The organism is Duganella sp. Dugasp78 (assembly GCF_059491455.1).
Genome location: NZ_CP168506.1, coordinates 3908391 through 3932267 on the forward strand (window position 1 = coordinate 3908391; position 23877 = coordinate 3932267).

Annotated in this window: 21 protein-coding genes; 12 read left to right on the plus strand and 9 right to left on the minus strand. The window is 62.6% G+C overall.

The window, feature by feature from the left end:
* Position 1 precedes the first annotated feature (1 nt).
* The 5 genes from ACEN9O_RS17320 to ACEN9O_RS17340 all read right to left on the minus strand — a co-directional run bounded on the left by ACEN9O_RS17320 (position 2) and on the right by ACEN9O_RS17340 (position 6916).
* Positions 2-1270 carry a DUF2863 family protein gene (locus tag ACEN9O_RS17320; protein ID WP_495613097.1) on the minus strand — a complete coding sequence of 423 codons (1269 nt, stop codon included), beginning with the start codon at positions 1268-1270 and terminating at the stop codon, positions 2-4.
* Positions 1271-1493: 223 nt separating this feature from the next.
* The gene (gene acnA, locus ACEN9O_RS17325) at positions 1494-4202 is read right to left on the minus strand and encodes an aconitate hydratase AcnA (RefSeq protein ID WP_495613098.1); all 2709 of its coding nucleotides are present in this window, start codon (positions 4200-4202) and stop codon (positions 1494-1496) included.
* A gap of 108 nt (positions 4203-4310) precedes the next feature.
* Positions 4311-4817 (minus strand): hypothetical protein, encoded by a 507-nt coding sequence (locus ACEN9O_RS17330; RefSeq protein WP_495618500.1) that lies wholly within the window; start codon positions 4815-4817, stop codon positions 4311-4313.
* The gene (locus ACEN9O_RS17335) at positions 4817-5821 is read right to left on the minus strand and encodes an HpcH/HpaI aldolase/citrate lyase family protein (protein ID WP_495613099.1); all 1005 of its coding nucleotides are present in this window, start codon (positions 5819-5821) and stop codon (positions 4817-4819) included. The genes ACEN9O_RS17330 and ACEN9O_RS17335 overlap by 1 nt, the downstream gene beginning before the upstream one ends.
* Positions 5822-5923: 102 nt before the next feature.
* Positions 5924-6916 carry a malate dehydrogenase gene (locus ACEN9O_RS17340; RefSeq protein ID WP_495613100.1) on the minus strand — a complete coding sequence of 331 codons (993 nt, stop codon included), beginning with the start codon at positions 6914-6916 and terminating at the stop codon, positions 5924-5926.
* A 247-nt stretch (positions 6917-7163) separates the two neighbouring features.
* Between ACEN9O_RS17340 and ACEN9O_RS17345 the strand changes: the two genes are divergently transcribed.
* From ACEN9O_RS17345 to gltA, 7 genes are all read left to right on the plus strand, one after another.
* Positions 7164-7970, plus strand: coding sequence for a GntR family transcriptional regulator (locus ACEN9O_RS17345; RefSeq protein ID WP_495613101.1), 807 nt, complete (start codon positions 7164-7166; stop codon positions 7968-7970).
* 239 nt (positions 7971-8209) lie between these two features.
* Positions 8210-8632, plus strand: coding sequence for a succinate dehydrogenase, cytochrome b556 subunit (sdhC, locus tag ACEN9O_RS17350; protein WP_495613102.1), 423 nt, complete (start codon positions 8210-8212; stop codon positions 8630-8632).
* Between the two features lies 1 nt (position 8633).
* Complete coding sequence (sdhD, locus tag ACEN9O_RS17355) at positions 8634-8999, plus strand: succinate dehydrogenase, hydrophobic membrane anchor protein (protein WP_495613103.1); 366 nt, start codon at positions 8634-8636, stop codon at positions 8997-8999.
* A 2-nt stretch (positions 9000-9001) separates the two neighbouring features.
* Positions 9002-10780: a succinate dehydrogenase flavoprotein subunit gene (sdhA, locus tag ACEN9O_RS17360; RefSeq protein ID WP_495613104.1), complete on the plus strand. Its 1779-nt coding sequence runs from the start codon at positions 9002-9004 to the stop codon at positions 10778-10780.
* 10 nt (positions 10781-10790) lie between these two features.
* Complete coding sequence (locus ACEN9O_RS17365; protein WP_090314620.1) at positions 10791-11501, plus strand: succinate dehydrogenase iron-sulfur subunit; 711 nt, start codon at positions 10791-10793, stop codon at positions 11499-11501.
* Between the two features lie 58 nt (positions 11502-11559).
* On the plus strand, positions 11560-11841 hold the full coding sequence (locus ACEN9O_RS17370) for an FAD assembly factor SdhE (protein ID WP_161083432.1): 282 nt from the start codon (positions 11560-11562) through the stop codon (positions 11839-11841).
* A 62-nt stretch (positions 11842-11903) separates the two neighbouring features.
* On the plus strand, positions 11904-13205 hold the full coding sequence (gene gltA / locus ACEN9O_RS17375; RefSeq protein ID WP_117015781.1) for a citrate synthase: 1302 nt from the start codon (positions 11904-11906) through the stop codon (positions 13203-13205).
* A gap of 47 nt (positions 13206-13252) precedes the next feature.
* Here gltA and ACEN9O_RS17380 read toward each other — a convergent pair whose 3' ends face one another.
* The 3 genes from ACEN9O_RS17380 to ACEN9O_RS17390 all read right to left on the minus strand — a co-directional run bounded on the left by ACEN9O_RS17380 (position 13253) and on the right by ACEN9O_RS17390 (position 15122).
* The gene (locus ACEN9O_RS17380) at positions 13253-13675 is read right to left on the minus strand and encodes a hypothetical protein (RefSeq protein WP_495613105.1); all 423 of its coding nucleotides are present in this window, start codon (positions 13673-13675) and stop codon (positions 13253-13255) included.
* Positions 13676-13810: 135 nt separating this feature from the next.
* A complete protein-coding gene (locus ACEN9O_RS17385; protein ID WP_495613106.1) occupies positions 13811-14188 on the minus strand; it encodes a BlaI/MecI/CopY family transcriptional regulator in 378 nt (125 codons plus the stop codon).
* A 70-nt stretch (positions 14189-14258) separates the two neighbouring features.
* Positions 14259-15122 (minus strand): MBL fold metallo-hydrolase, encoded by an 864-nt coding sequence (locus ACEN9O_RS17390; RefSeq protein ID WP_495613107.1) that lies wholly within the window; start codon positions 15120-15122, stop codon positions 14259-14261.
* Positions 15123-15226: 104 nt separating this feature from the next.
* Here ACEN9O_RS17390 and ACEN9O_RS17395 point away from each other — a divergent pair, with 104 nt between their 5' ends.
* Positions 15227-16144, plus strand: a complete 918-nt coding sequence (locus ACEN9O_RS17395; protein ID WP_495613108.1) for a LysR family transcriptional regulator — start codon at positions 15227-15229, stop codon at positions 16142-16144.
* Positions 16145-16150: 6 nt separating this feature from the next.
* Here the strand turns inward: ACEN9O_RS17395 and ACEN9O_RS17400 are convergent, their stop codons facing one another.
* Entirely contained in the window at positions 16151-17464 is a 1314-nt protein-coding gene (locus ACEN9O_RS17400) for a leucine-rich repeat-containing protein kinase family protein (protein WP_495613109.1), read from the minus strand.
* Positions 17465-17792: 328 nt separating this feature from the next.
* Here ACEN9O_RS17400 and ACEN9O_RS17405 point away from each other — a divergent pair, with 328 nt between their 5' ends.
* From ACEN9O_RS17405 to lpdA, 4 genes are all read left to right on the plus strand, one after another.
* On the plus strand, positions 17793-20648 hold the full coding sequence (locus tag ACEN9O_RS17405) for a 2-oxoglutarate dehydrogenase E1 component (RefSeq protein ID WP_495613110.1): 2856 nt from the start codon (positions 17793-17795) through the stop codon (positions 20646-20648).
* A 73-nt stretch (positions 20649-20721) separates the two neighbouring features.
* Complete coding sequence (gene odhB, locus ACEN9O_RS17410; RefSeq protein ID WP_495613111.1) at positions 20722-21957, plus strand: 2-oxoglutarate dehydrogenase complex dihydrolipoyllysine-residue succinyltransferase; 1236 nt, start codon at positions 20722-20724, stop codon at positions 21955-21957.
* Positions 21958-22051: 94 nt separating this feature from the next.
* Complete coding sequence (locus tag ACEN9O_RS17415) at positions 22052-22363, plus strand: PspC domain-containing protein (RefSeq protein WP_495613112.1); 312 nt, start codon at positions 22052-22054, stop codon at positions 22361-22363.
* A gap of 14 nt (positions 22364-22377) precedes the next feature.
* Positions 22378-23808 carry a dihydrolipoyl dehydrogenase gene (lpdA, locus tag ACEN9O_RS17420; RefSeq protein WP_495613113.1) on the plus strand — a complete coding sequence of 477 codons (1431 nt, stop codon included), beginning with the start codon at positions 22378-22380 and terminating at the stop codon, positions 23806-23808.
* Positions 23809-23877 lie beyond the last annotated feature (69 nt).

Genomic DNA, 23877 nt, shown 5'->3' on the forward strand with positions numbered 1-23877 from the left:
GTTAGTGGAAGTGCTCGGTGCCGGTAGGCGTATCCTCGGGCATTTCCGCGTGCGCCAGTTCGCCGACCGGGTCGGCAAACAGCGGCGCGCCGCAGTCGTCGCAGAACTCTGCCACGAAGCGCTCATTGTGCTTCTTGATCTGCGTGATGCCGGCCTCGTTCAGGTGGCGGATGATTTCCTCCACCGGCGTCACCGGCTGCTGCAGCACGCCGCCCGGGCCGCCTTGCAGCGGACCTTCCGGCGGCGTGCCTTCCTCATCTTCCTGCCCGTACAGCGGCCACACCACGCCGTAGATCACATCCGGCGACGAACGCTGCGTGAACGCCACGCGGTACTCGTCGATCTGGCCGTCGGCGTTTTCCTCGCCGAAGCCGGCGATCACCGCGCGCAGTTCGGACGGCTCGACCGCCAGCGTATGCGTCAGGTAGTGCACGGCGGCGCGGATCGACACCGGGCGGATCAGCTTGTCCGCCTCGCGGCAGGCCATGTAGTAAGCCTCCGGCAGCAGCAGCTCGACGCCGCAGCCCGGCAGCAGGCGGTTGATGGTCGGCGTGACCTGCGCGCGCCACTGCTCCAGCGCGTTGGTGCGCTCGGCTACGAAGTTGGCCTGGTTGGCCGGCATCTGCCAGCGGAACAGCGGGCCGCCCGCCGGCGCCACCACGGCCACCAGCAGGTAGCGCGTGTCGGCCAGGAAGGGCGCCGTCTCCGGCACCTTGGTGTCGGCCTTCAGCACCGTGCCCTTGAGCGCGGCCTGGGCCAGCTTGTGCACCTTGGCGTAGGTCTCGACGTGGCTGCGCGGCAGCTGGTCGATCGAGAACAGCGTCGGCGACATCGCCATGTGCGTGCCGTCGGCCAGCAGGTGGGCCGAGAAGTGCGCCGACAGCGTGGTCAGGATATCGGCCGGGATCGCGCCCGATGCGATGGCGAAGCGGGTCCACGCCAGGATCGGCGCGGCCACCAGCAGTACGTCGTACTGTTTGGCGACGCCGTCGGTCTCGACGGTGATGCTGCTCGATTCGCTGACCGCTTCCACGCTGTCCATCAACACGTCGTACGCGTTCAGGTCTTCCTTGAACAGGCTGTTCAAGGTCGAGTCGACGGTTTCCTGGTGGCCGGTCTTGAGGAGTTTATGAAGTTGCGCATCGAGGCTGTGTTCCCAGGCCCGCTCTTCGATACGGCTGGCCGCCTGCCCTACAGCGAGGGCATAGGTGACGAGGCGCTGGCTCTCGGCAGACAACTTATGGGATGAATCTTTATTTGGACGACGCATAGCGCAATAAGAGTCTCATAAAAGTGGATAAAGCGGATCAGTCATGCAGATGATAACCCTTATGAACCGTATTGTAGTTGATTCGGGTGGGCGGGGCAGTAAACCCCCAAACGAAACCCGCAGCCCGGATGCCGGGGTCTGACCCCGCGGGGTCAGACCCCTTGCTGGCGGGGTAAAAAAAAACGCCGGACTAGCCGGCGTCTTCAGTGAAGCAACTAACTTTTTACGCGGCCAGCAGCTGGCGCAGCACGAATGGCAGGATACCGCCATGCTTGTAGTAGTCGACTTCGATCGGGGTGTCGATACGCAGCAGCACTTTGACTTCCTGCGCCGGCTTGCCTTCGCGGTGGATGACCAGGGTAGCCAGTTGCTGTGGCTTGATCTCGCCTTCCAGGCCCTTCAGGTCGTAGACTTCCTTGCCGGTGATGCCCAGCGATTCAACGCTGTCGTTGCCGATGAATTGCAGCGGCAGCACGCCCATGCCGACCAGGTTGGAGCGGTGGATACGTTCGAACGAACGCACGATCACAGCCTTCACGCCCAGCAGCTGGGTGCCCTTGGCTGCCCAGTCGCGCGACGAGCCGGTGCCGTACTCTTCGCCGCCGAACACCATGGTAGGCGTGCCTTCGGCCACGTACTTCATCGCCGCGTCGTAGATCGACAGCTGTTCGCCGCTTGGCTGGTGAATCGTGATGCCGCCTTCGACCGCCGAACCGTCCGCCTTGGCAGGGATCATCTTGTTCTTGATACGCACGTTGGCGAAGGTGCCGCGCATCATGATCTCGTGGTTGCCGCGACGCGAGCCGTAGGAGTTGAAGTCCGCCTTCATCACGCCGTTAGCCAGCAGCCATTTGCCCGCTGGACCGTCTTCCTTGATCGAGCCGGCAGGGGAGATGTGGTCGGTGGTGATCGAATCGCCAAACACGCCCAGCGCGCGCGCGCCGGTGATGCCGGTGGCGGCCGCTTTCGGGGTCATCTCGAAGCCGTCGAAGAACGGTGGCTCGGCGATATAGGTCGACGCTGGCCAGTTGTAGACATTGCCTTCGGTCGACGACACGTGTTCCCACAGCTTGCCCGGGTTGCCCTTGACGTCGGCGTAGTTCGACTTGAACACTTTCGAGTTCATCGCGAACTTCATCAGCTTGGCGATCTCTTTCGAGGTCGGCCAGATGTCGCCCAGGTACACGTCCTTGCCGTTCTTGCCCTTGCCGACAGGCTGGGTCATCAGGTCGACGGTCATGTTGCCGGCGATGGCGTAGGCCACGACCAGCGGTGGCGATGCCAGGAAGTTCGAGCGGATGTTCGGGTGAATACGCGCTTCGAAGTTGCGGTTACCGGACAGCACGGCCGAAGCGACGATGTCGTTGCTGCTGATGGCGGCGTTCAGTTCCGGGGTCAGGTCGCCGGCGTTGCCGATGCAGGTGGTGCAACCGTAGGCGGTCACGCCGAAGCCCAGTTGCTCCAGGTATGGCAGCAGGCCGGCGGCGGTCAGGTACTCGGTCACAACGCGGGAGCCAGGCGCCAGCGAGGTCTTGATGTGCGGCGCCACGGTCAGGCCGGCTTCGACAGCCTTCTTGGCCAGCAGGCCGGCGGCCAGCAGCACGCTCGGGTTCGAGGTGTTGGTGCACGAGGTGATCGCGGCGATCAGCACGTCGCCGTTCTTCACGTTCACGCCGTTGGTGGTGGTGTAGGTCTTGTTCAGGTCTTCAGCTTTTTTGTTGAAGCCGTTGTCGGTGGTCGGCTTCGAGAACAGTTCGGTGAAGTTGTTCTTGACGTTGCCGATTTCGATACGGTCCTGTGGACGCTTAGGACCCGCCAGCGATGGGGTAACGCTGGTCAGGTTCAGTTCCACCACGCGGGTGTAGTCGATGTCGCCGGCTTTCGGTACGCCGTACAGGCCCTGGGCCTTGAAGTACGAAGCGAACGCAGCGATCTCGTCCTTGGTGCGGCCGGTGCCTTCGAAGTATTCGACGGTGGCGTCGTCCACCGGGAAGAAGCCCATGGTCGCGCCGTATTCAGGCGCCATGTTGGCGATGGTGGCGCGGTCGGTCAGCGACAGCGTCTCGGTGCCTGCGCCGAAGAACTCGACGAACTTGCCGACGACTTTCTCTTTGCGCAGCAGTTCGGTGATGGTCAGCACCAGGTCGGTCGCGGTGCAGCCTTCGCGCAGCACGCCGGTCAGGTTCACGCCGATCACGTCCGGGGTCAGGAAGTAGACTGGCTGGCCCAGCATGCCGGCTTCCGCCTCGATGCCGCCCACGCCCCAGCCGACCACGCCGATGCCGTTGATCATGGTGGTGTGCGAGTCGGTGCCGACCAGGGTGTCCGGGTAGTAGACGCCGTCAGCGGTCTTGTGCACGCCGCGCGCCAGGTATTCCAGGTTGACCTGGTGGACGATGCCGAAGCCCGGAGGCACGACGCCGAAGGTGTCGAAGGCTTGCATGCCCCACTTCATGAACTGGTAGCGCTCGTTGTTGCGCGAGAATTCCAGCTTCATGTTCAGGTCCAGCGCGCCCTTTTCGCGGAAGTGGTCGATGGTGACCGAGTGGTCGACCACCAGGTCAACCGGCACCAGCGGTTCGATCTTCTTGGCGTTCACGCCCATCTTGTAGGCGACGTTGCGCATCGCGGCCAGGTCGGCCAGCAGCGGCACGCCGGTGAAGTCCTGCAGCACCACGCGGGCGACCACGAACGGGATCTCGTCGGTACGGTCGGCGGTCGCGCCCCAGTTGGCCAGCTGCTTGACGTGTTCCTCGGTGACCTTCTTGCCGTCGCAGTTACGCAGCACGGATTCCAGCACAACACGGATCGATACCGGCAGGCGGGAGATTTTGGCGCCCAGGCTCTTTTCCAGGGCTGGCAGGGAGTAGAACTTGCCCTTTTTGCCGGAAATGTTGAAATCCTTAAGCGTGTTCAGAGTGTTGCGGGACATGACCTCTCCTTCGTGGGTATCGTCTATTATTGAAGTTAAAACCGTGGTGCTGGCGCCCGTGCCGGCGCGCCCCTTTTGGAACTTATTTGGAACTTATTTGGAACTACATCAGTGGAACGTGACCTTGGTGCTGGTCGGCTCCGAGGCATTGACGGCAACCGGCTTCAGCTGCTCGGCATCGCGGCACTCGTTGGCCAGCTGGCGGTTCTGCTTGGAGTCCAGCAGCATGGCCTTGGCGGGAATGCCGATCCAGACCAGGCCGTACAAATGGTTCTCGAAACGCTGGGCGCCGGTGGTGGTGCCCACGCGCGTCAGGCGGTGCAGGCGTTTCTTCCAGCGCAGCGCGATGTGCGCATCGTCGTTGGCGTTGGTGTAGATGGTGATCTTGTTGCCCAGTTCGCAGTTGAACTCGGTCACGGCCGAATCGGTGACGACCGGCTCGTCGGCTTCCTCGTCCGGCGTCTTGGCTTCGGCCGGCTTGGCGGCGGCTTTGGACTTGCCCGCCTTCTTGACGGCTTTCTTGGCTGGCGCGGCGGTCTGCGCTTGCGCGCCGGCGGCCAGGGTCAGGGAGGCCAGCGCGAAGCTGCAGGCCAGGAGTAGTTTGGAGATGGACATCATGGTGTTTCCAGTGTGGGGTCGGTGGGGCTGCCGTTCATCAGCGCGATGGCGGACTCGGGCAAGCTCAGCCCGGCCAGCTTGGCGCGCTGTAAAACGGTCCAATAGTATCTGTAGCTTGCGCGGTCGTGCAAGCGCCCGTTTTGGGAAATTGGCCCCCATTGCTTCGCCTCTGCTTCAAGCAGGATGGCGGCCGCCTCGCTGACCTCGGACAGGCGCGGCGTGAAGGTCTTGATAATTGGTTTGATCTGGTTCGGGTGGATGCTCCACATGCGCGTGTAGCCGAATTCGGCGGCGGCGCGCTGGGCATCGTTGGCGGCAACCGCCGTGTCCTTGATCTCGGTGGTCACGTTATGCGACGGCACCTTGCCGTGCGCGTGGCAGGCGGCGGCGATCTCCAGCTTGGCGCGCACCACCAGCGGGTGCGTGAACTGGCCCGGCGTGCGCATCGCGCTGGCCGGGATGGCGCCGTAGTGCGAGGAGACGAAATCCATGATGCCGAACGACAGGCTCTGCACCTGGGGCAGGGCGGCGATGTCGTAGGCCTCGCGCAGCGCGCCGTGGGTTTCGATCAGCACGTGCACCGGCAGGTCCTTGCGGCCGGCCTTGGCGGCGTGGGTGTTGATCAGCTTGATGGCGGCCGCCACCTCCTTGGCGCCGTGCACCTTGGGCAGCACCAGGTAGGCCAGGCGATGGGCGGCGGCGCAGATGATCTCCACGTCCTGCGCGAAGAACGGGCTGGCGACATCGTGCACGCGGGCGCCGATGCGGTTGAATTTGTTCTCGTCCGACAGCAGCAGCTCCGTCACCAGGCGGGCGTGGGCTTCCTCGTTGCCGGCGCTGGCGCCGTCTTCGCAATCGAGGGTGATGTCGAACAGGGGGCCAAGCTCTTGTTGCAGGGCGATCGATTTGCGCATCAGCTTTTCGGAGCCGGCGTAATGGTCGCAGGCCGGCAGCAGCAGCGGCTGGCGATTGCCCTGGAATAAAACCTCGGATGGGTGCATGCGGGAATCTTGAGTAGAAACGGACGCCGCGCTGCTCTCGGCAGCGCGGCGGGTGCGGCGGATCGGTGGTTTAACCGGTTCCACGTGCGGTGGTGTCAGAACTTAGGCTGGCAGCAGGTGCTTGACGCCTTCGCGCTCTTCGGTCAGTTCTTTCAGCGTCAGGTTGATGCGCTCTTGCGAGAACGCGTCGATTTCCAGGCCCTGGACGATTTTGTATTCGCCGTTTTCGGTGGTCACCGGGAAGCCGAACATGGTGCCTTCAGGGATGCCGTACGAACCATCCGAAGGAACGCCCATGGTGGTCCACTTGCCGGCGGTGCCCAGCACCCAGTCATGCACGTGGTCGATTGCTGCGTTGGCGGCCGACGCTGCCGACGACAGGCCGCGCGCTTCGATGATCGCCGCGCCGCGCTTGCCGACGGTTGGCAGGAACACGTTGGCGTTCCATTCCTGGTCGTTGATCAGTTCCTTGACAGCCTTGCCGTTGACGGTGGCGAAGCGGTAGTCGGCGTACATGGTTGGCGAGTGGTTGCCCCATACGCACAGCTTTTCGATGTCCTTGACGGCGGTGCCGGTCTTGGCGGCCACTTGCGACAGCGCGCGGTTGTGGTCCAGGCGCAGCATGGCGGTGAAGTTCTTGGCCGGCAGCGACGGCGCCGATTTCATGGCGATGTAGGCGTTGGTGTTGGCTGGGTTGCCGACCACCAGTACTTTAACGTTGCGCGATGCGACCGCATCCAGCGCCTTGCCTTGCACGGTGAAGATCTGGGCGTTCGCTTCCAGCAGGTCCTTGCGTTCCATGCCTGGGCCGCGTGGACGGGCGCCCACCAGCACGGCGACGTCGATATCCTTGAAGGCGGTCATCGGGTCGGAGTGGGCGGTCATCTCGGTCAGCAGCGGGAAGGCGCAGTCGTCGATTTCCATCATGACGCCCTTCAGGGCTTTCTGGGCTTTTTCGTCGGCGATTTCCAGCAGTTGCAGAATGACTGGTTGGTCCTTGCCCAGCATGTCGCCGTTGGCGATGCGGAACAGCAGAGCGTAACCGATTTGACCGGCGGCGCCGGTGACAGCAACACGCATTGGGGTTTTAGCCATGATGAATCTCCAAAGTGGGAATTAAAACGTTCTCGAAGCAGGACCGGTGCCGGTCCGGGAAAATCGTAATCATACTGCAAATTGAGCGCTTAGAAGGGTTGCCGAAGCGTTAGCTAAACCGTCTCGCCGGGGAGTGTAGGCCTGTGGCAGGTATCTGTCAATCCTATCTTATGTCTTATATAAGACAGATAAGTTATTGCTTGTTTTTGCTGGACGGCACCGGGCATTTGTGGTGAAATCTTGGTCTATGAATTCCGTCCCGCCCAATCCGAACAGCAATTCCAACACCAGCAGCGGCGGGGCTGCCGGACCGTCTGCGGGCTCCGCGGCCGCGCCGTCGCCGACTTTCTCGCCACTGTACCAGCAAATCAAGGCGCTCATCACGCAAAGCCTGCAATCGGGCGAGTGGAAGCCGGGCGAGTTGATCCCCAGCGAGGTGGAGCTGGCCAACCGCTTCAAGGTCAGCCAGGGCACGGTGCGCAAGGCCATCGACGAACTGGCGGCGGAAAACCTGGTGATGCGCAAGCAGGGCAAGGGCACCTTCGTGTCCACCCACCACGAGGCGCGCGCCCATTTCCGCTTCCTGCGCCTGATGCCCGACGAGGGCGTGCCGCACTACCCCGAAAGCAAATTCATCGAAGTCAAGCGCATGCGCGCGCCCGCCGACGTGGCGCGCCTGCTCGACCTGAAATCCGGCGACGCCGTCATCTTCATCAAGCGCGTGCAGTCCTTCAACAGCCTGCCCACCATCGTCGAAGAGCTGTGGTTGCCGGGCGTGACCTTCAAGGGGCTGACCGCCGAGCGCCTGGTGGAATACAAGGGGCCGATGTACGGCCTGTTCGAATCCGAGTTCGGCACCCGCATGATACGCGCGACGGAGAAGATCCGCGCCGTCTGCGCCGGCGCCGAGGATGCCGCACTGCTGCATATTCCCGTCAATACGCCCCTGCTGGCGTCCGAGCGCGTGTCGTTCACGTATGGCGACAAGGCCGTGGAATTGCGCCGTGGGTTGTACTCCACGGAGCGTCATCATTATCACAATGAACTTAGTTAGCTGAGGATTAGGGAGACCCTGAAGCATCTGGAAACGCGCTTCAGGCAGCGCAAGCAGGGCGCCGTCATACGCCGGTAGCCTTGTTGCGCTGATAATACGTTGAGCTACGGAAAGTAGCCGTCGCATAGTGTTGCCAAACACTATTTTGGTTATATGTAACAATAGATATTGGTTATGAGTGCGAAAATCGGCGAAAATCGCAGTCTCGATATTTTTGTTTAAGCTTAGGAGGTCTTGTTATGTCAGAAGCCGTAAGGGAAGTCCCCAAAAAAGAACGGCCGGAGTTCCGTAACATTCATGTTACCGAATTGTCCAACTACCGCTTGCCTTTGGCCGGCGTCGTCTCCATCCTGCACCGCATCAGCGGTTTCCTGATGTTTGCGCTGCTGCCTTTCGTGCTCTATCTGCTGGAGCAGAGCTTGCGCTCCGAGATCTCCTTCGCCTACTACCAGGGGATAGTGTCCTACCCGCTGGTCAAGCTGATCATCCTGGCCCTGGTGTGGGGCTATATGCAGCACTTCTGCGCCGGCGTGCGCCACCTGGTGATGGATGCCCACATCGGCCTGGACAAGGATTCCGCCCGCAAGTCCGCCGCCTCCGTACTGGTGGTCAGCCTGGCGCTGACCGCGGTGGTCGCCCTCAAACTGTTTGGAGTATTCTGAGATGGCCAACAATAACATCGGACCTAAGCGTCTCGTCGTCGGCGCCGGCTACGGCATGCGCGACTGGCTGGCACAGCGCGTAACCGCCGTGATGATGGTGGTGTACACCGCCATCCTGCTGATTTCCTTCCTCACCGGCCAGAACTTCACGTATGAAGGCTGGGCCGGTCTGTTCGCCCAGCAATGGTTCAAGCTGATCAGCGCCGTCACCCTGTTCGGCCTGTTCTTCCACGCCTGGATCGGCGTGCGCGACATCTGGATGGACTACGTCAAAGCCGTCGGCCTTCGCCTGACCCTGCAAATCGCCACCATCCTGTGGTTGGTCGCTTGTGCCGTTTGGTCGGTACAGATACTCTGGAGTGTGTAATCGTGGCAGCTATCAAATCTGCAATCCCTACCCGCCGCTTTGACGCGGTAATCGTTGGCGCCGGCGGCTCCGGCATGCGCGCATCCCTGCAACTGGCTGAAGCCGGTCTGAACGTGGCGGTGCTGTCGAAAGTGTTCCCGACCCGCTCGCACACTGTGGCGGCGCAGGGCGGCATCGGCGCCTCGCTGGGCAACATGGCCGAGGACAACTGGTTCTGGCACATGTTTGACACCGTCAAGGGCGGCGACTACCTGGGCGACCAGGACGCCATCGAATTCATGTGCCGCGAAGCACCGAAGGTCGTCTACGAGCTGGAACACTTCGGCATGCCGTTCGACCGCAACCCTGACGGCACCATCTACCAGCGTCCGTTCGGCGGCCACACCGCCAACTTCGGCGAGAAAGCCGTGCAGCGCGCCTGCGCCGCGGCCGACCGTACCGGCCACGCACTGCTGCACACGCTGTACCAGCGCAACGTCCGCGCCCGCACCCACTTCTTCGTCGAGTGGATGGCGCTCGACATCATCCGCGACGCCGAAGGCGACGTGGTCGGCGTGGTCGCGCTGGAAATGGAAACCGGCGAAACGATGATCCTGGAAGCGAAGACCACCATCTTCGCCACCGGCGGCGCAGGCCGCATCTTCGCCGCATCGACCAACGCCTTCATCAACACCGGCGACGGCATGGGCATGGCGGCACGCGCCGGCCTGCCGCTGCAGGACATGGAATTCTGGCAGTTCCACCCGACCGGCGTGGCCGGCGCCGGCGTGCTGATCACCGAAGGTGTGCGCGGCGAGGGCGGTATCCTGATCAACTCCGAAGGCGAGCGCTTCATGGAACGCTACGCGCCGACGCTGAAGGATCTGGCGCCGCGCGACTTCGTGTCCCGTTCGATGGACCAGGAGATCAAGGAAGGCCGCGGCTGCGGTCCGAACAAGGACCACGTGATGCTGGACCTGCGCCACATCGGCGCCGAGACCATCGCCAAGCGTCTGCCGTCGATCCTGGAAATCGGCCACAAGTTCGCCAACGTCGACGCCACCAAGGAACCGATCCCTGTCGTGCCGACCATCCACTACCAGATGGGCGGCATTCCAACCAACATCCACGGCCAGGTCGTCACGCCTAACGGCGACGGCACGCAGAAGGTCGTCAACGGCCTGTACGCGATCGGCGAATGCGCCTGCGTCTCGGTGCACGGCGCCAACCGCCTGGGCACCAACTCGCTGCTGGACCTGGTGGTGTTCGGTCGCGCGGCCGGCAACCACGTGGTGGCCTCGAACCTGAAGCAGAAGGAAAACAAGCCGCTGCCGAAGGACGCCGCCGATTTCGCCATGAACCGCCTGAACAAGCTGGAAACCTCGACCGGCTCGGAAAAAGTGCAGGGCGTCGCCAACGACATCCGCGCCACGATGCAGAAGTACTGCGGCGTGTTCCGTACCGAAGAGATGATGGCCCAGGGCGCCAAGGAAATCATGGTGCTCGACGAGCGCCGCAAGCACGTCTCGTTCAAGGACAAGTCCAAGGTGTTCAACACCGCGCGCGTCGAAGCGCTGGAGCTGGACAACCTGATCGAAACCGCGAAAGCGACCATCACGTCGGCCGTGGCCCGCAAGGAATCGCGCGGCGCCCACGCCCACAACGATTATCCGCAGCGCGACGACGACAACTGGATGAAGCACACCCTGTGGTATTCGGAAGGCAACCGACTGGAATACAAAGCGGTCGTTACCAAGCCATTGACGGTTGATACCTTCAAACCGAAACCACGTACTTTCTAAGGGCTAGAACATGGCACGCACTCTCAAACTGAAAATTTATCGTTACGATCCGGACCAGGACGCCAAGCCGTACATGCAGGACGTGACGGTTGAGCTGAAGGACACCGACAAGATGCTGCTCGACGCGCTGCAGCGCATCAAGTCCGACGTCGACGACTCGCTGGCCCTGCGCCGCTCGTGCCGCGAAGGCGTGTGCGGTTCGGACGCGATGAACATCAACGGCAAGAACGGCCTGGCCTGCACCACCAACCTGAACGAGCTGACCGAGCCTATCGTGCTGCGTCCGCTGCCAGGCCTGCCGGTGATCCGCGACCTGATCGTCGACATGACCCAGTTCTTCAAGCAGTACGATTCGATCAAGCCATACCTGATCAACGATTCGATCCGTCCTGAAAAAGAACGCCTGCAATCCCCGACCGAGCGCGAAGAGCTCGACGGCCTGTACGAGTGCATCCTGTGCGCCTGCTGCTCGACGTCGTGCCCGTCGTTCTGGTGGAACCCGGACAAGTTCGTCGGTCCTGCCGGCCTGCTGCAAGCCTACCGCTTCATCGCCGACTCGCGCGACGAAGCCACCGGCGCGCGCCTGGACAACCTGGAAGACCCGTACCGCCTGTTCCGCTGCCACTCGATCATGAACTGCGTCGACGTTTGCCCTAAGGGTCTGAACCCGAACAAGGCGATCGGCAAGATCAAGGAATTGATGGTACGCCGCGCGATCTAAGCGGCACCGCACGGGCGGCGGCCTCGTCGCCCGTTTTCATATAAAGTAGCACATCCATATGACTGAACCGAACAGCTCAGCGCATCAGGCCGACCCCGCCAACCGAGCGCGCCTGCGGTGGCGCTCCCGCCGGGGCCTGCTGGAAAACGACATCATCCTGACCCGTTTTCTCGATGCGCATGAAACCGAATTGACCGACGAAGAAGTGGACGCATTCACGCGGCTCCTCGATTTGTCGGACAATGCCCTGATGGATCTGGTACTGGCCCGCAAGGAGCCGGAAGGCGAGGTCGATCTGCCGCATGTGCGCGCACTGTTGCAGCGACTGCGTCTGGCGTAAAGACACACCCAGAAAAGTTTCGTTTTTTTTATTTGCCGCATCTCTCCAAGAAGGAAGAGTCCATGAACACCTCTGATAACAAAGCTACCCTGTCGTTTTCCGATGGCAGCCCGTCGGTAGAATTCCCGATCTACAAGGGCACCGTTGGTCCTGACGTGATCGACATCCGCAAACTGTACGCCGGCACCGGCAAGTTCACCTATGATCCAGGCTTCATGTCGACCGCGGCATGCAACTCGTCGATCACCTACATCGACGGCGACAAGGGCGAGCTGCTGTACCGCGGCTACCCGATCGAACAGCTGGCCGTGAACGCCGACTTCATGGAATCGTGCTACCTGCTGCTGAACGGCGAACTGCCGAACAAGGTCGAGAAGGCCCAGTTCGTCGAGACCGTGACCAAGCACACCATGGTCCACGAGCAGATGCAATTCTTCTTCCGCGGTTTCCGTCGCGACGCGCACCCGATGTCGGTGCTGGTCGGCACCGTCGGCGCGCTGGCCTCGTTCTACCACGACTCGCTGGACATCAACGATGCCAAGCACCGTGAAGTGTCGGCCATCCGCCTGATCGCCAAGATGCCTACCCTGGTGGCGATGGCTTACAAATACTCGATCGGCCAGCCGTTCGTGTACCCACGCAACGACCTGTCGTACAGCGCCAACTTCATGCGCATGATGTTCGGCAATCCATGCGAAGAATACAAGGTCAACGACGTGCTGGTGCGCGCGCTGGACCGCATCCTGATCCTGCACGCGGACCACGAGCAGAACGCGTCGACCTCGACCGTGCGTCTGGCCGGTTCGTCGGGTGCCAACCCGTTCGCCTGTATCGCTGCCGGTATCGCCTGCCTGTGGGGCCCTGCCCACGGCGGCGCCAACGAAGCGGCACTGAACATGCTCAAGGAAATCGGCACCGTCGACAAGATCCCTGAGTTCATCGCGCAAGTGAAAGACAAGAACTCCGGCGTCAAGCTGATGGGCTTCGGTCACCGCGTGTACAAGAACTTCGACCCACGTGCAAAACTGATGCGCGAAACCTGCTACGAAGTGCTGAACGAACTGGGCCTGCAAGACGACCCGCTGTTCAAGCTGGCGATGGAACTGGAAAAGATTGCACTGAACGACGAGTACTTCGTTTCGCGCAAGCTGTACCCGAACGTCGACTTCTACTCGGGCATCGTGCAATCGGCGCTGGGCATTCCAGTGTCGCTGTTCACCGGTATCTTCGCCATGGCCCGCACCATCGGCTGGATCGCCCAGTGGAACGAAATGATCGCCGATCCGGAACAGAAGATTGGCCGTCCACGTCAGCTGTTCGTCGGTTCGACGACCCGCGAAGTCAAGCCGCTGGACCAGCGTTAATCGCCGGTCGTTGCAGCACACAAAAAAACGGGCTTCGGCCCGTTTTTTTATGCGTCGGTTTCGGATTGGGTGTTGCGCCGGTCGGGCCGCACCACCAGCAGCCACCACGCGATCACGCCCAGCGTCGCCTGCGGCAGGTTGAATAGGAACTTGCTGATGACGACCGGCTGGCGCTGTGGCCAAGGCAGGTTGGCGGTTTCCGCGATGATGTTGGTGTGATACAGGCACGCTCCCAGCAAGAGCACCACGACGATCGCCCAGATCGACGGCAGGCTGGTGACCCGGCGCCGCAGCAGCGCCGCGATCGGATAGACCACGATGCAGCAAGCGAAATAGGCAAACAGATTGGCCACCAGATCCTGCACGCGGAAATGCGGCAACAGGACGGGCACCGCGCAGATCGCCAGCGCGAGCATGACGGCGATAACGGGGTGAGGGCGCTCGGGCCAATGGTTGAAGCGGCTGATCATGGGTAAGGCTCCGATGAATGGGGCCTCATTGTAGTTGATCAACTGAGGGTCAAGTCTGACATTCGGACACGACCTCAGCCTTTGGGAGGCGATTATGGTTGAGCCTGTGTCCGAATGTCAGACTTGACCCCCGGTTTATTTTTCCTGATCCAGCAATGCCTGGATTTCCTCGCGTTCCTTCTTGCTGACGTGGCCGCCGCGCAGCGCGGCCAGCACCAGCGCCTTGCCGGAGCCGGAGAAGGCTTTCTGGATCAGATCCTTCAACAGATTGGTTTGCAGCGAATCCTGTTCCTGCGCTGGCGCATACACATGCGCACGCTGGCTTTCGTCGCGGGTCAGCAGGCCCTTGGTGTGCATCACTTGCAGCAGCCGCAGCACCGTCGCGTAGTTCATGTCGGGACGCGCCTCCACCGCCGCCTGGTGCACCTGCTTGGCGGTCGCCGGCCCGCTTTGCCATAGCAGACGCAGCATTTCCAGTTCGGACGGGGTCGGCTTGGGTGGGACTGTGCTCATGATGAAGGCGGATTCCAGGACAATGCATCTAGAATAAAATATCTAGATGCATTTGTCTAGTTCTGCCTTCTTACCACTTCATTTCACCCTTGGCGACCTTGGCGCTGGTGTCGAGCGCGGCGTTCAGGCCGGCGTTCGGATACAGCTCCTTCATGCGGGCGATCAGCGCGGCCGAGTTGGCGGCCTTGGCGGTCTCGGCTTCGAAGCGCACCAGGTAGTCGCGGGTGTAGGCGATGCTGTCCGGCGTCAGCGCCGCGCCAACTTTGAAGTGGCCCGGCACGACGGTGGCCGGCTTCAGCGCGGCGATGTCGTCCAGCGTTGCCAGCCACTGCTTGCGCGACTCGGCCGTCTGCGTGTCGGCGGTCCACACGTGCAGCTCGTTGAACAGCACCACGCCGCCCACCACCGCCTTGATCGACGGAATCCACACATAGCTGCGCTCCGGCGTCGCGCCTTTCAGGCCTTCGATCTTCAAGGTCTGGCCTTCCAGCTTGATGGTGTCGCCCTGCAGCGGCTGCGGCACGATAATGCTCTGCGGCGCGTTGTCCTTCAGGATAGGGCCCCAGAACGCCACCTTGGCATCCTTCTTCTTCTCGATGCCGGCGATGGTTTGCGGCGTGGCGACGATCTTCGCATCCGGGAAGGCGGCGTGGATCACGTCCAGGCCGAAATAGAAGTCCGGGTCGCTGTGGCTGACATAGACGGTGGTCAGGTGCTTGCCGCCGGCGCGGATCTGCTCGACCAGCTTGAGCGCTTCGCCGCGCGAGAACTGGGCGTCGATCAGCACCGCATCCTTGGCGCCGCTGACGATCACCGAAGCGACCGGGAAGATGGCCGCTTCGCCCGGATTGAACACTTCCAGGGTCAGCGGTGCGGCGGTGGCGCCGGCAACGGTGGTGGCGAGGGCGGCGGACAACAGGCTGTGCTTGATCATGATGGTCTTTCGTGTGAAGTTGGAGTGACGCCATCTTAAATTTCTTTATCCGATAGAAAAATACGGTAATCTGCATCTGTTAATTGCATAAATCGGATGAATCGATGGACAGGATCGTAGCAGCGCAGGTTTTCGTCAGCATCGCCGAACGCGGCAGCATGATCGCGGCGGCCGAGGCGCTGGACATGTCGCGCGCCATGGTGACGCGCTATCTGGCCGAGATGGAGGAGTGGGCCGGCGCCCGCCTGCTGCACCGGAGCACGCGCCGCCTGAGCCTGACCGACGCCGGCGACCTGACGCTGGCGCGCTGCCGCCGCCTGCTGGAGCTGGCCGAGGCGATGGAAGTGGGCAGCGGCGCCGACGCCGACACGCCGCAAGGCCTGCTGCGCATCACCTGCTCGCAATCGCTGGCGCAGGCCGCGCTGGCGATCGCCGTCACGGCCTTCCTGAAGCGCTACCCGCGCACGGCGGTCGACCTGCAGATGAACAACCGCGCCGTCAACCTGGTCGAGCAGCGCATCGACCTGGCGCTGCGCATCACCAACGCGCTGGAGCCCAACCTGATCGCGCGCCAGCTGGGCTGGTGCGATTCGGTGGTGTGCGCGGCGCCGTCCTACCTGGCCGAACGCGGCACGCCGCTGCGGGCCGAGGACCTGGCCGTGCACAACTGCCTGACCTACACCTACTTCGGCAAGAGCCTGTGGCAGTTCACGGACCGCGATGGCGAGGCGGTGTCGGTGCCGGTCAGCGGCAACCTGTCGGCCAACGAGGATTTGATTTTGCTGAAGGCGGCCGAGCAGGGCGCAGGCATCGCGCTGCAGCCCCTGTACAGCGCCGCGCCGCTGATCGCCGAAGGCCGGCTGGTGGCGTTGTTGCCGGATTACGCGCCGCAGCAGATGGGCATCTACGGCATCTACACCTCGCGCCAGCACATGTCGCCAGCGCTGCGGGCGATGCTGGACTTTCTGCTGGACTGGTTCGCCGGCGCCCCGGCCTGGCTGGCGCACGCGGCGCCGCGCTGAGCGCTGTCAGGCATGGAGGGCGGCGATGCGGCGCTCCACGTCCGCCAGCGACGGCCGGGCGGCGGGATTTTCCACGACGCAGGCCGCTTGCAGTTCCGCCAACGCCGACTGCTGCGCGACCGGCAGCTCGCAACGCGCCAACAGCTCATCGAGCAGCAGGCCGAAGGCCCGCACTTCCAGCCGCTGCAGCCCGCCCGCGTGCGGCGCGTCCGGCGCGAACAGCGAGGCCGCGCCGAAGTCGCCCAGCAGGCTGCGGCCCTGGCCGCAGTGCAGGATGTTGTGGCCGTACAGGTCGCCGTGCATGATGCCGCGCTCATGCAAATGCCGCGCGGCCGAGGCGATGCCGCCCGCGATGCCGAACAATTCCGCCGGACTGAAACGCTTGCCGGCCGGGTAGGTGTCGCGGGTGCAGCTGTCCAGGCTGGGCGGGCCGGCCAGGTTGCCGAAGTCCGGATCGATCAGCGGCATCACGCAGCCATTGGCGCCGTCCGGGTGCTCCAGCACCTCGCCCAGTACCGGGATCAGGTTGGGATGCTGGCCCGAGCTGACGCAGGCGGTCATCTCGCAGCGCGGCAGGCCGTCGCTGGTGACGGCGCCCTTGAACATCTTGACCGCCACGGCCAGTTCGCCGCTGGCCTGCCGCAGCGCGGCCTGGTGGATCACGCCGGAAGCGCCTTCGCCCAGTTTTTGTTGAAGCCGCAACTGATCCCAGCCGATGCCGGCGATGCCGGCGCCGGCGTCGGCCGCCACTTCATCGGCCTCGCAGAAGGGATTGCCCGCGTAGGCCAGCCAGGACAGGCGCGGCATGTCGAGCAGCCAGGCCGGCAGCGCGGCCAGCCGGTTGGCCGCGATGCGCAGCAATTCCAGCCGCGAGCAGGCGGCCAGTTCGGGCGGCAGGGCGCACAGCCGGTTCCCCGCCAGCATCAGTTTTTGCAGTTGCGTGCAACGGCCGATGGCGACGGGCAGTTCCTCGACCTGGTTGTCGGTCAGGATCAGCCAGCGCAGCTTCGGCGGCAGCGCGGCGGCCGGAACTTCGCGTATCTGGTTGCTTTTGAAGCCGATCATCGTCAGCGCAGGGCAGTCGCCCAGCACCGCCGGCAGCGTCGTGAACCGGTTGGCGGAACAGAAAATCACGCGCAATTTGTGCAGGCGCGGCAGGTCGTCCGGCAGCGTGGACAGGGCGTTGCCCGATAAATCCAGGATCTCCAGCGTGTCGGCCAGGTCGAATATCTCTTGTGGGAACTCGGTGAGGCCGCTGGACATTTGCAGGCGCTGGATGCCGGCCAGTTGGCCTGCGCGTAGCTGCTCTAGGGTGTGCATGAGGGCGGGGAGGTGAGGGAAAGCGCTATTCTACCGCCTACGGTCACGGCCCCCAAGCCGTTGAAAATATGGAAACGTTGTGTGGGAACCGCGCAACCATGCGGCTTAGGCGAAAATTAATACCGAAACATTTGTTACGCTTTTTGTCGCGGAATTGGTTGTTGGGATACAATACCGGTGCTATTCTGATTGTCCGATTTTGTACTACCTGAAGAACTATAGCCCTTCCCCACAACTTGATGTGCAATCCGCTAACCGGTCAGGCCGTGTCGCGGAAGGTTAGATTAACCCGCTAATTCCTCGCGAAGCGCGAAGAAAGGTGAGCAAGATGATGCAACAATATACGTCCAATTCCTACCTGTTTGGTGGGAACGCACCGTACGTCGAAGAACTGTACGAGGCGTACCTCAACAACCCAGGTTCCGTGCCAGACAACTGGCGCGCCTACTTCGACGCCATGCAGCACGTGCCGGCCGTCGACGGTACCAATAAGCCAGACGTCGCCCACGCTTCGGTCATCGCCTCCTTCGCCGAACGCGCGAAAGCCGGCCCGATCCGTACCGTGGTGGCCTCCGCCGACGCTGAAATGGGCCGCAAGCGCGTCGCCGCGACCCAGCTGATCGCCGCCTACCGCTACCTGGGTTCCCGCTGGGCCAACCTGGATCCGCTGCAGCGCCAGGAACGTCCGTCCATCCCAGAACTGGACCCGACCTTCTACGGCTTCACCGATGCGGACATGGACACCGTGTTCAACATCAGCAACACCTACTTCGGCCCTGAGACCGCGACCCTGCGCGACCTGCTGAACTTCCTGCGCGACACCTACACCCGTTCGATCGGCGCAGAGTATATGTACATCTCCGATCCGGCCGAAAAGCGCTGGCTGCAGGAGCGCCTGGAGTCGATCCGTTCGACCCCGAACTTCACGCCCGAGAAGAAAAAGCACATCCTGGAACGCCTGACCGCGGCCGAAGGCCTGGAACGCTACCTCCACACCAAGTACGTCGGCCAGAAGCGCTTTTCGCTGGAAGGCGGCGAAACCTTCATCGCCTCGATCGATGAAATCATTCAGCGCGCCGGCGAAAAAGGCGTGCAGGAGATCGTTATCGGCATGGCCCACCGCGGCCGCCTGAACGTGCTGGTCAACACCCTGGGCAAGTCGCCCAAGGAACTGTTCGAAGAATTCGAAGGCAAGCACGGCGACGACCTGCCAGCCGGCGACGTCAAATACCACCAGGGCTTCTCGTCGGACATCTCGACCGCAGGCGGCCCGGTCCACCTGTCGCTGGCGTTCAACCCGTCGCACCTGGAAATCGTCAACCCTGTGGTTGAGGGTTCGGTCAAGGCGCGCATGGACCGTCGCGGCGACACCCTGGGCAAGCAAGTGCTGCCTATCCTGGTGCACGGCGACGCCGCGTTCGCAGGCCAGGGCGTTGTGATGGAAACCCTGAACCTGGCGCAGACCCGCGGCTACGGCACGGGCGGCACGGTGCACATCGTCATCAACAACCAGATCGGCTTCACCACCTCCGACCCGCGCGATGCGCGTTCGACCATCTACTGCTCGGACGTCGTCAAGATGATCGAAGCACCGGTGCTGCACGTGAACGCCGACGATCCTGAAGCCGTGGTTCTGGCTTCGCAGATCGCCATGGACTACCGTCTGCAGTTCCAGAAGGATATCGTTGTCGACATCATCTGCTACCGCAAACTGGGTCACAACGAACAAGATACGCCAGCGCTGACCCAGCCGCTGATGTACAAGAAAATCGGCACCCACCCGGGCACCCGCAAGCTGTACGCGGACAAGCTGGTGGCGCAGACCGTGATCGCAGCCGATGGCGGCGAGCAGATGCAAGCGGCCTTCCGCGACGCGATGGACGCCGGCAAGCACACCGTCGATCCAGTGATCTCCAACTTCAAGAACAAGTACGCGGTCGACTGGCTGCCGTTCCTGAACCGCAAGTGGACCGACTCGGCCGACACCGCCGTGCCGATGACCGAGCTGAAGCGCCTGGCCACCCGCATCACCACCGTGCCGGAAAACTTCAAAGTGCACTCGCTGGTCGAGAAAGTACTGGGCGACCGCGCCAACATGGGCAAGGGCGAACTGAACCTGGACTGGGGCATGGGCGAACACCTGGCCTACGCATCGCTGGTCGCTTCGGGCTACGCAGTGCGCCTTACCGGCCAGGACGCCGGCCGCGGCACCTTCGTGCACCGTCACGCCGTGCTGCACGATCAGAACCGCGAGCGTTGGGATGCAGGCACCTACGTGCCGCTGCAGAACATCGCCGAAGGCCAGGCACCGTTCACCGTGATCGACTCCGTGTTGTCCGAAGAGGCGGTACTGGGCTTCGAATACGGCTACTCGACCGCCGAGCCAAACACGCTGACGATCTGGGAAGCCCAGTTCGGCGACTTCGTCAACGGCGCGCAAGTGGTCATCGACCAGTTCATCAGCTCCGGCGAAGTGAAGTGGGGCCGCGCTTCGGGCCTGGTCATGATGCTGCCGCACGGTTACGAAGGCCAGGGTCCTGAGCACTCGTCCGCGCGTCCGGAGCGTTTCCTGCAGCTGTGCGCCGACAACAATATGCAAGTGGTGCAGCCGACCACCGCGTCGCAGATCTTCCACGTGCTGCGTCGCCAGATGGTGCGTCAGTTCCGTAAGCCGCTGGTGATCCTGACGCCTAAGTCGCTGCTGCGTAACAAGGATGCGGGTTCCTCGCTGAACGAGCTGGCCAAAGGCGCGTTCCAGACCGTGATCGGCGAAGTCGACGAGAAAATCGACGCCAAGAAAGTCAAGCGCGTGATCGCCTGCTCGGGCAAGGTCTACTACGACCTGGTCAACGCACGCAAGACCCGTGGCCAGACCGACACCGCCATCATCCGCGTCGAGCAGCTGTATCCGTTCCCGCACAAATCGTTCGCTGCCGAACTGAAGAAGTTCCCGAACCTGGCGGAAGTAGTGTGGGCGCAGGACGAGCCGCAGAATCAGGGTCCATGGTTCCAGATTCAGCACAACATCTTCGAGAGCATGGACGCTGGTCAGCGCCTGGCATACGCCGGCCGCCCAGCGTCGGCATCGCCGGCTGTCGGCTACTACGACAAGCACTACGCCCAGCAAAAAGACCTGCTGGAGACGGCGTTCTCGAAGCTCAAAGGTTTCATCCTGACCAAATAATCGCACTTACTTGACGGAGCGCCCTGCTGCTACGCGGCGGGGCGCCGCAACAATAAAATATACGGAGTTTTACATGGCACAAATCGAAGTCAAAGTCCCCCAGCTGTCGGAATCGGTAGCAGAAGCAACCATGCTGACCTGGCATAAAAAAGTCGGCGAGGCAGTCGCCCGCGACGAAAACCTGATTGACATCGAAACCGATAAAGTCGTTCTGGAACTGCCGGCGCCAGCCGCGGGTGTTCTGGTCAAGATCATCAAGGGCGACGGCAGCACCGTGGTTGCTGACGAACTGATCGCTATCATCGACACCGACGGCGCCGCCGCCGTTGCAGCTCCAGCCGCAGCAGCAGCACCTGCAGCAGCGCCAGCCGCCGCAGCCGCCACCGGCGGTTCGAAAGGCGACGTGGCCATGCCTGCAGCCGCCAAGATCCTGTCGGAAAAAGGCCTGAGCGCTGGCGATGTCGCCGGTTCGGGCAAAGACGGCCGCGTGACCAAGGGCGACGCCCTGGCCGCCGGCGCCAAGGCTCCAGCCGTTGCGCCACTGGCGCCAGCCGCCGCCAAGCCAGCACTGCAGCAAGTTGCCGCTCCTTCGGCTGCCAACCTGGGCGAGCGTCCGGAAGAGCGCGTGCCAATGAGCCGTCTGCGCGCACGTATCGCCGAGCGTCTGATCCAATCGCAATCGACCAACGCCATCCTGACCACGTTCAATGAAGTGAACATGGCGCCGGTCATGGAACTGCGCAACAAGTACAAGGACAAGTTCGAGAAAGAGCACGGCGTCAAGCTGGGCTTCATGTCCTTCTTCGTCAAGGCCGCTGTGGCCGCGCTGAAAAAGTACCCGATCATCAACGCATCGGTTGACGGCAACGACATCGTCTACCACGGCTACTTCGACATCGGTATCGCGGTCGGTTCGCCACGCGGCCTGGTCGTGCCTATCCTGCGCAACGCCGACCAGATGTCGATCGCCGACATCGAAAAGAAAATCGGCGAATTCGGCGCCAAAGCCAAGGACGGCAAGCTGACCCTGGACGACCTGACCGGCGGCACCTTCTCGATCTCGAACGGCGGCACCTTCGGCTCCATGCTGTCGACCCCGATCATCAACCCGCCACAATCGGCCATCCTGGGCGTGCACGCCACCAAGGACCGCGCCGTGGTTGAAAACGGCCAGATCGTGATCCGTCCGATGAACTACCTGGCAATGTCCTACGACCACCGCATCATCGACGGCCGCGAAGCCGTGCTGGGCCTGGTCGCGATGAAAGAGGCGCTGGAAGATCCGGCACGTCTGCTGCTGGACCTGTAAGTTATAAGGCTTGTCGACCCCGGCAGTTCGGGGTCTGACCCCGTACGGGGTCAGACCCCAGGCGGCTTGCGGGTCTCATCTCAGAGGATCACTAATGAGCGTATCTGAAGAAATCAAGCGTTTGCACGAACTGCACCAGGCTGGCGCGCTGTCGGACGAGGAGTTCGCCGCTGCCAAGGCCCGGTTGCTGGACAAGGAAGCCCCATCGGGCGTCTCCAACGACATCACCCGATTGCGCCGCTCGCGCACCGACCGCTGGCTCGGTGGCGTATGCGGCGGCCTCGGGCAGGTCACCGGCGTTGAGGCCTGGATCTGGCGTCTGCTGTTCGTCCTGTTTGTGCTGACCTTTGGCTTCGGACTCGCCATCTACATTCTGCTATGGATTTTCGTACCAGAAGAGAACTGATTGGAAAATAAAAAATGAGTAAACAATTTGACGTAGTAGTCATCGGCGCCGGTCCTGGCGGTTACATCGCGGCGATCCGCGCAGCGCAGCTGGGTTTCTCGGTCGCTTGCGTCGACGCATGGGAAAATGAAAAGGGCGGCCCGGCCCCTGGCGGCACTTGCACCAACGTAGGCTGCATCCCGTCGAAAGCGCTGCTGCAATCGTCGGAGCACTTCGAGCACGCCGGTCACGCGTTCAAGGAACACGGCATCGATGTCGCCGGCCTGTCGCTGAACCTGCCGCAAATGCTCAAGCGCAAGAACACCGTTGTGAAGCAGAACAACGACGGCATCCTGTTCCTGTTCAAGAAAAACAAGGTCACCTTCTTCCACGGCCGCGCAGCCTTCGCCGGCGCCGCCACCGCTGACGGCTATCCGCTGACGATCTCCGCGCCTGCCAACGAGACCATCAACGCCAAGCAAGTCATCATCGCCACCGGCTCCAACGCACGCGCACTGCCAGGCGCGGAGTTCGACGAGAAACTGATCCTGTCGAACACCGGCGCACTGTCCATCGAAGGCGTGCCTGCCAAGCTGGGCGTGATCGGCGCCGGCGTGATCGGCCTGGAAATGGGTTCCGTATGGCGCCGCCTGGGTTCCGAAGTGACCGTGCTGGAAGGCCTGCCTGTGTTCCTGGGCGCGGTCGATGAGCAGATCGCCAAGGAAGCCGGCAAGCTGTTCGCCAAGCAAGGCCTGAACATCAACCTGGGCTGCAAGATCGGCACCATCACCAAGGGCGCCAACAACGTCACCGTGGCCTACGAAAACGCCAAGGGCGAAGCGCAGACCGCCGTGTTCGACAAGCTGATCATCTCGATCGGCCGCACCCCGAACACCGACGGCCTGGCCGCCGACAAGGTCGGCCTGAAGCTCGACGAGCGCGGCTTCGTGGCGGTCGACGACGACTGCAAGACCAACCTGCCAGGCGTCTGGGCAGTGGGCGACGTGGTACGCGGCCCGATGCTGGCGCACAAGGCGGAAGAAGAAGGCGTTGCTGTTGCGGAGCGCATGGCTGGCCAGCACGGCCACACCAACTTCAACACCATCCCTTGGGTCATCTACACCTCGCCGGAAATCGCGTGGGTAGGCCGCACCGAGCAGCAGCTGAAGGCGGACGGCGTGGCCTACAAGGCCGGCACCTTCCCGTTCCTGGCGAACGGCCGCGCACGCGCGCTGGGCGACACCTCGGGCATGGTCAAGTTCCTGGCCGACGCGGCCACCGACGAAATCCTGGGCGTGCACATCATCGGACCGATGGCTTCCGAGCTGATCTCCGAAGCGGTGGTGGCGATGGAGTTCAAGGCTTCGGCTGAAGACATCGCGCGTATCTGCCACGCACACCCGTCGCTGTCGGAAGCGACCAAGGAAGCCGCGCTGGCGATCGACAAGCGCACGCTGAACTTCTAAGCAGCACCCCTAAGCGGACTGCGGGCGGACTGCGGTCCGCCCGTTTTTATTTGCGCGCCGCCACAAAGA

What these genes read in the sequence shown, in the direction of transcription:
- sdhD (WP_495613103.1), top strand. Translation starts at nt 8,634, where the DNA reads ATGGCCAACAATAACATCGGACCTAAGCGTCTCGTCGTCGGCGCCGGC.
- ACEN9O_RS17415 (WP_495613112.1), top strand. Translation starts at nt 22,052, where the DNA reads ATGAGCGTATCTGAAGAAATCAAGCGTTTGCACGAACTGCACCAGGCT.
- ACEN9O_RS17320 (WP_495613097.1), bottom strand. Translation starts at nt 1,270, where the DNA reads ATGCGTCGTCCAAATAAAGATTCATCCCATAAGTTGTCTGCCGAGAGC.
- lpdA (WP_495613113.1), top strand. Translation starts at nt 22,378, where the DNA reads ATGAGTAAACAATTTGACGTAGTAGTCATCGGCGCCGGTCCTGGCGGT.
- ACEN9O_RS17400 (WP_495613109.1), bottom strand. Translation starts at nt 17,464, where the DNA reads ATGCACACCCTAGAGCAGCTACGCGCAGGCCAACTGGCCGGCATCCAG.
- ACEN9O_RS17340 (WP_495613100.1), bottom strand. Translation starts at nt 6,916, where the DNA reads ATGGCTAAAACCCCAATGCGTGTTGCTGTCACCGGCGCCGCCGGTCAA.
- ACEN9O_RS17330 (WP_495618500.1), bottom strand. Translation starts at nt 4,817, where the DNA reads ATGTCCATCTCCAAACTACTCCTGGCCTGCAGCTTCGCGCTGGCCTCC.
- ACEN9O_RS17345 (WP_495613101.1), top strand. Translation starts at nt 7,164, where the DNA reads ATGAATTCCGTCCCGCCCAATCCGAACAGCAATTCCAACACCAGCAGC.
- ACEN9O_RS17385 (WP_495613106.1), bottom strand. Translation starts at nt 14,188, where the DNA reads ATGAGCACAGTCCCACCCAAGCCGACCCCGTCCGAACTGGAAATGCTG.
- ACEN9O_RS17390 (WP_495613107.1), bottom strand. Translation starts at nt 15,122, where the DNA reads ATGATCAAGCACAGCCTGTTGTCCGCCGCCCTCGCCACCACCGTTGCC.
- ACEN9O_RS17365 (WP_090314620.1), top strand. Translation starts at nt 10,791, where the DNA reads ATGGCACGCACTCTCAAACTGAAAATTTATCGTTACGATCCGGACCAG.
- ACEN9O_RS17370 (WP_161083432.1), top strand. Translation starts at nt 11,560, where the DNA reads ATGACTGAACCGAACAGCTCAGCGCATCAGGCCGACCCCGCCAACCGA.
- ACEN9O_RS17405 (WP_495613110.1), top strand. Translation starts at nt 17,793, where the DNA reads ATGATGCAACAATATACGTCCAATTCCTACCTGTTTGGTGGGAACGCA.
- gltA (WP_117015781.1), top strand. Translation starts at nt 11,904, where the DNA reads ATGAACACCTCTGATAACAAAGCTACCCTGTCGTTTTCCGATGGCAGC.
- ACEN9O_RS17335 (WP_495613099.1), bottom strand. Translation starts at nt 5,821, where the DNA reads ATGCACCCATCCGAGGTTTTATTCCAGGGCAATCGCCAGCCGCTGCTG.
- acnA (WP_495613098.1), bottom strand. Translation starts at nt 4,202, where the DNA reads ATGTCCCGCAACACTCTGAACACGCTTAAGGATTTCAACATTTCCGGC.
- sdhC (WP_495613102.1), top strand. Translation starts at nt 8,210, where the DNA reads ATGTCAGAAGCCGTAAGGGAAGTCCCCAAAAAAGAACGGCCGGAGTTC.
- ACEN9O_RS17395 (WP_495613108.1), top strand. Translation starts at nt 15,227, where the DNA reads ATGGACAGGATCGTAGCAGCGCAGGTTTTCGTCAGCATCGCCGAACGC.
- odhB (WP_495613111.1), top strand. Translation starts at nt 20,722, where the DNA reads ATGGCACAAATCGAAGTCAAAGTCCCCCAGCTGTCGGAATCGGTAGCA.
- ACEN9O_RS17380 (WP_495613105.1), bottom strand. Translation starts at nt 13,675, where the DNA reads ATGATCAGCCGCTTCAACCATTGGCCCGAGCGCCCTCACCCCGTTATC.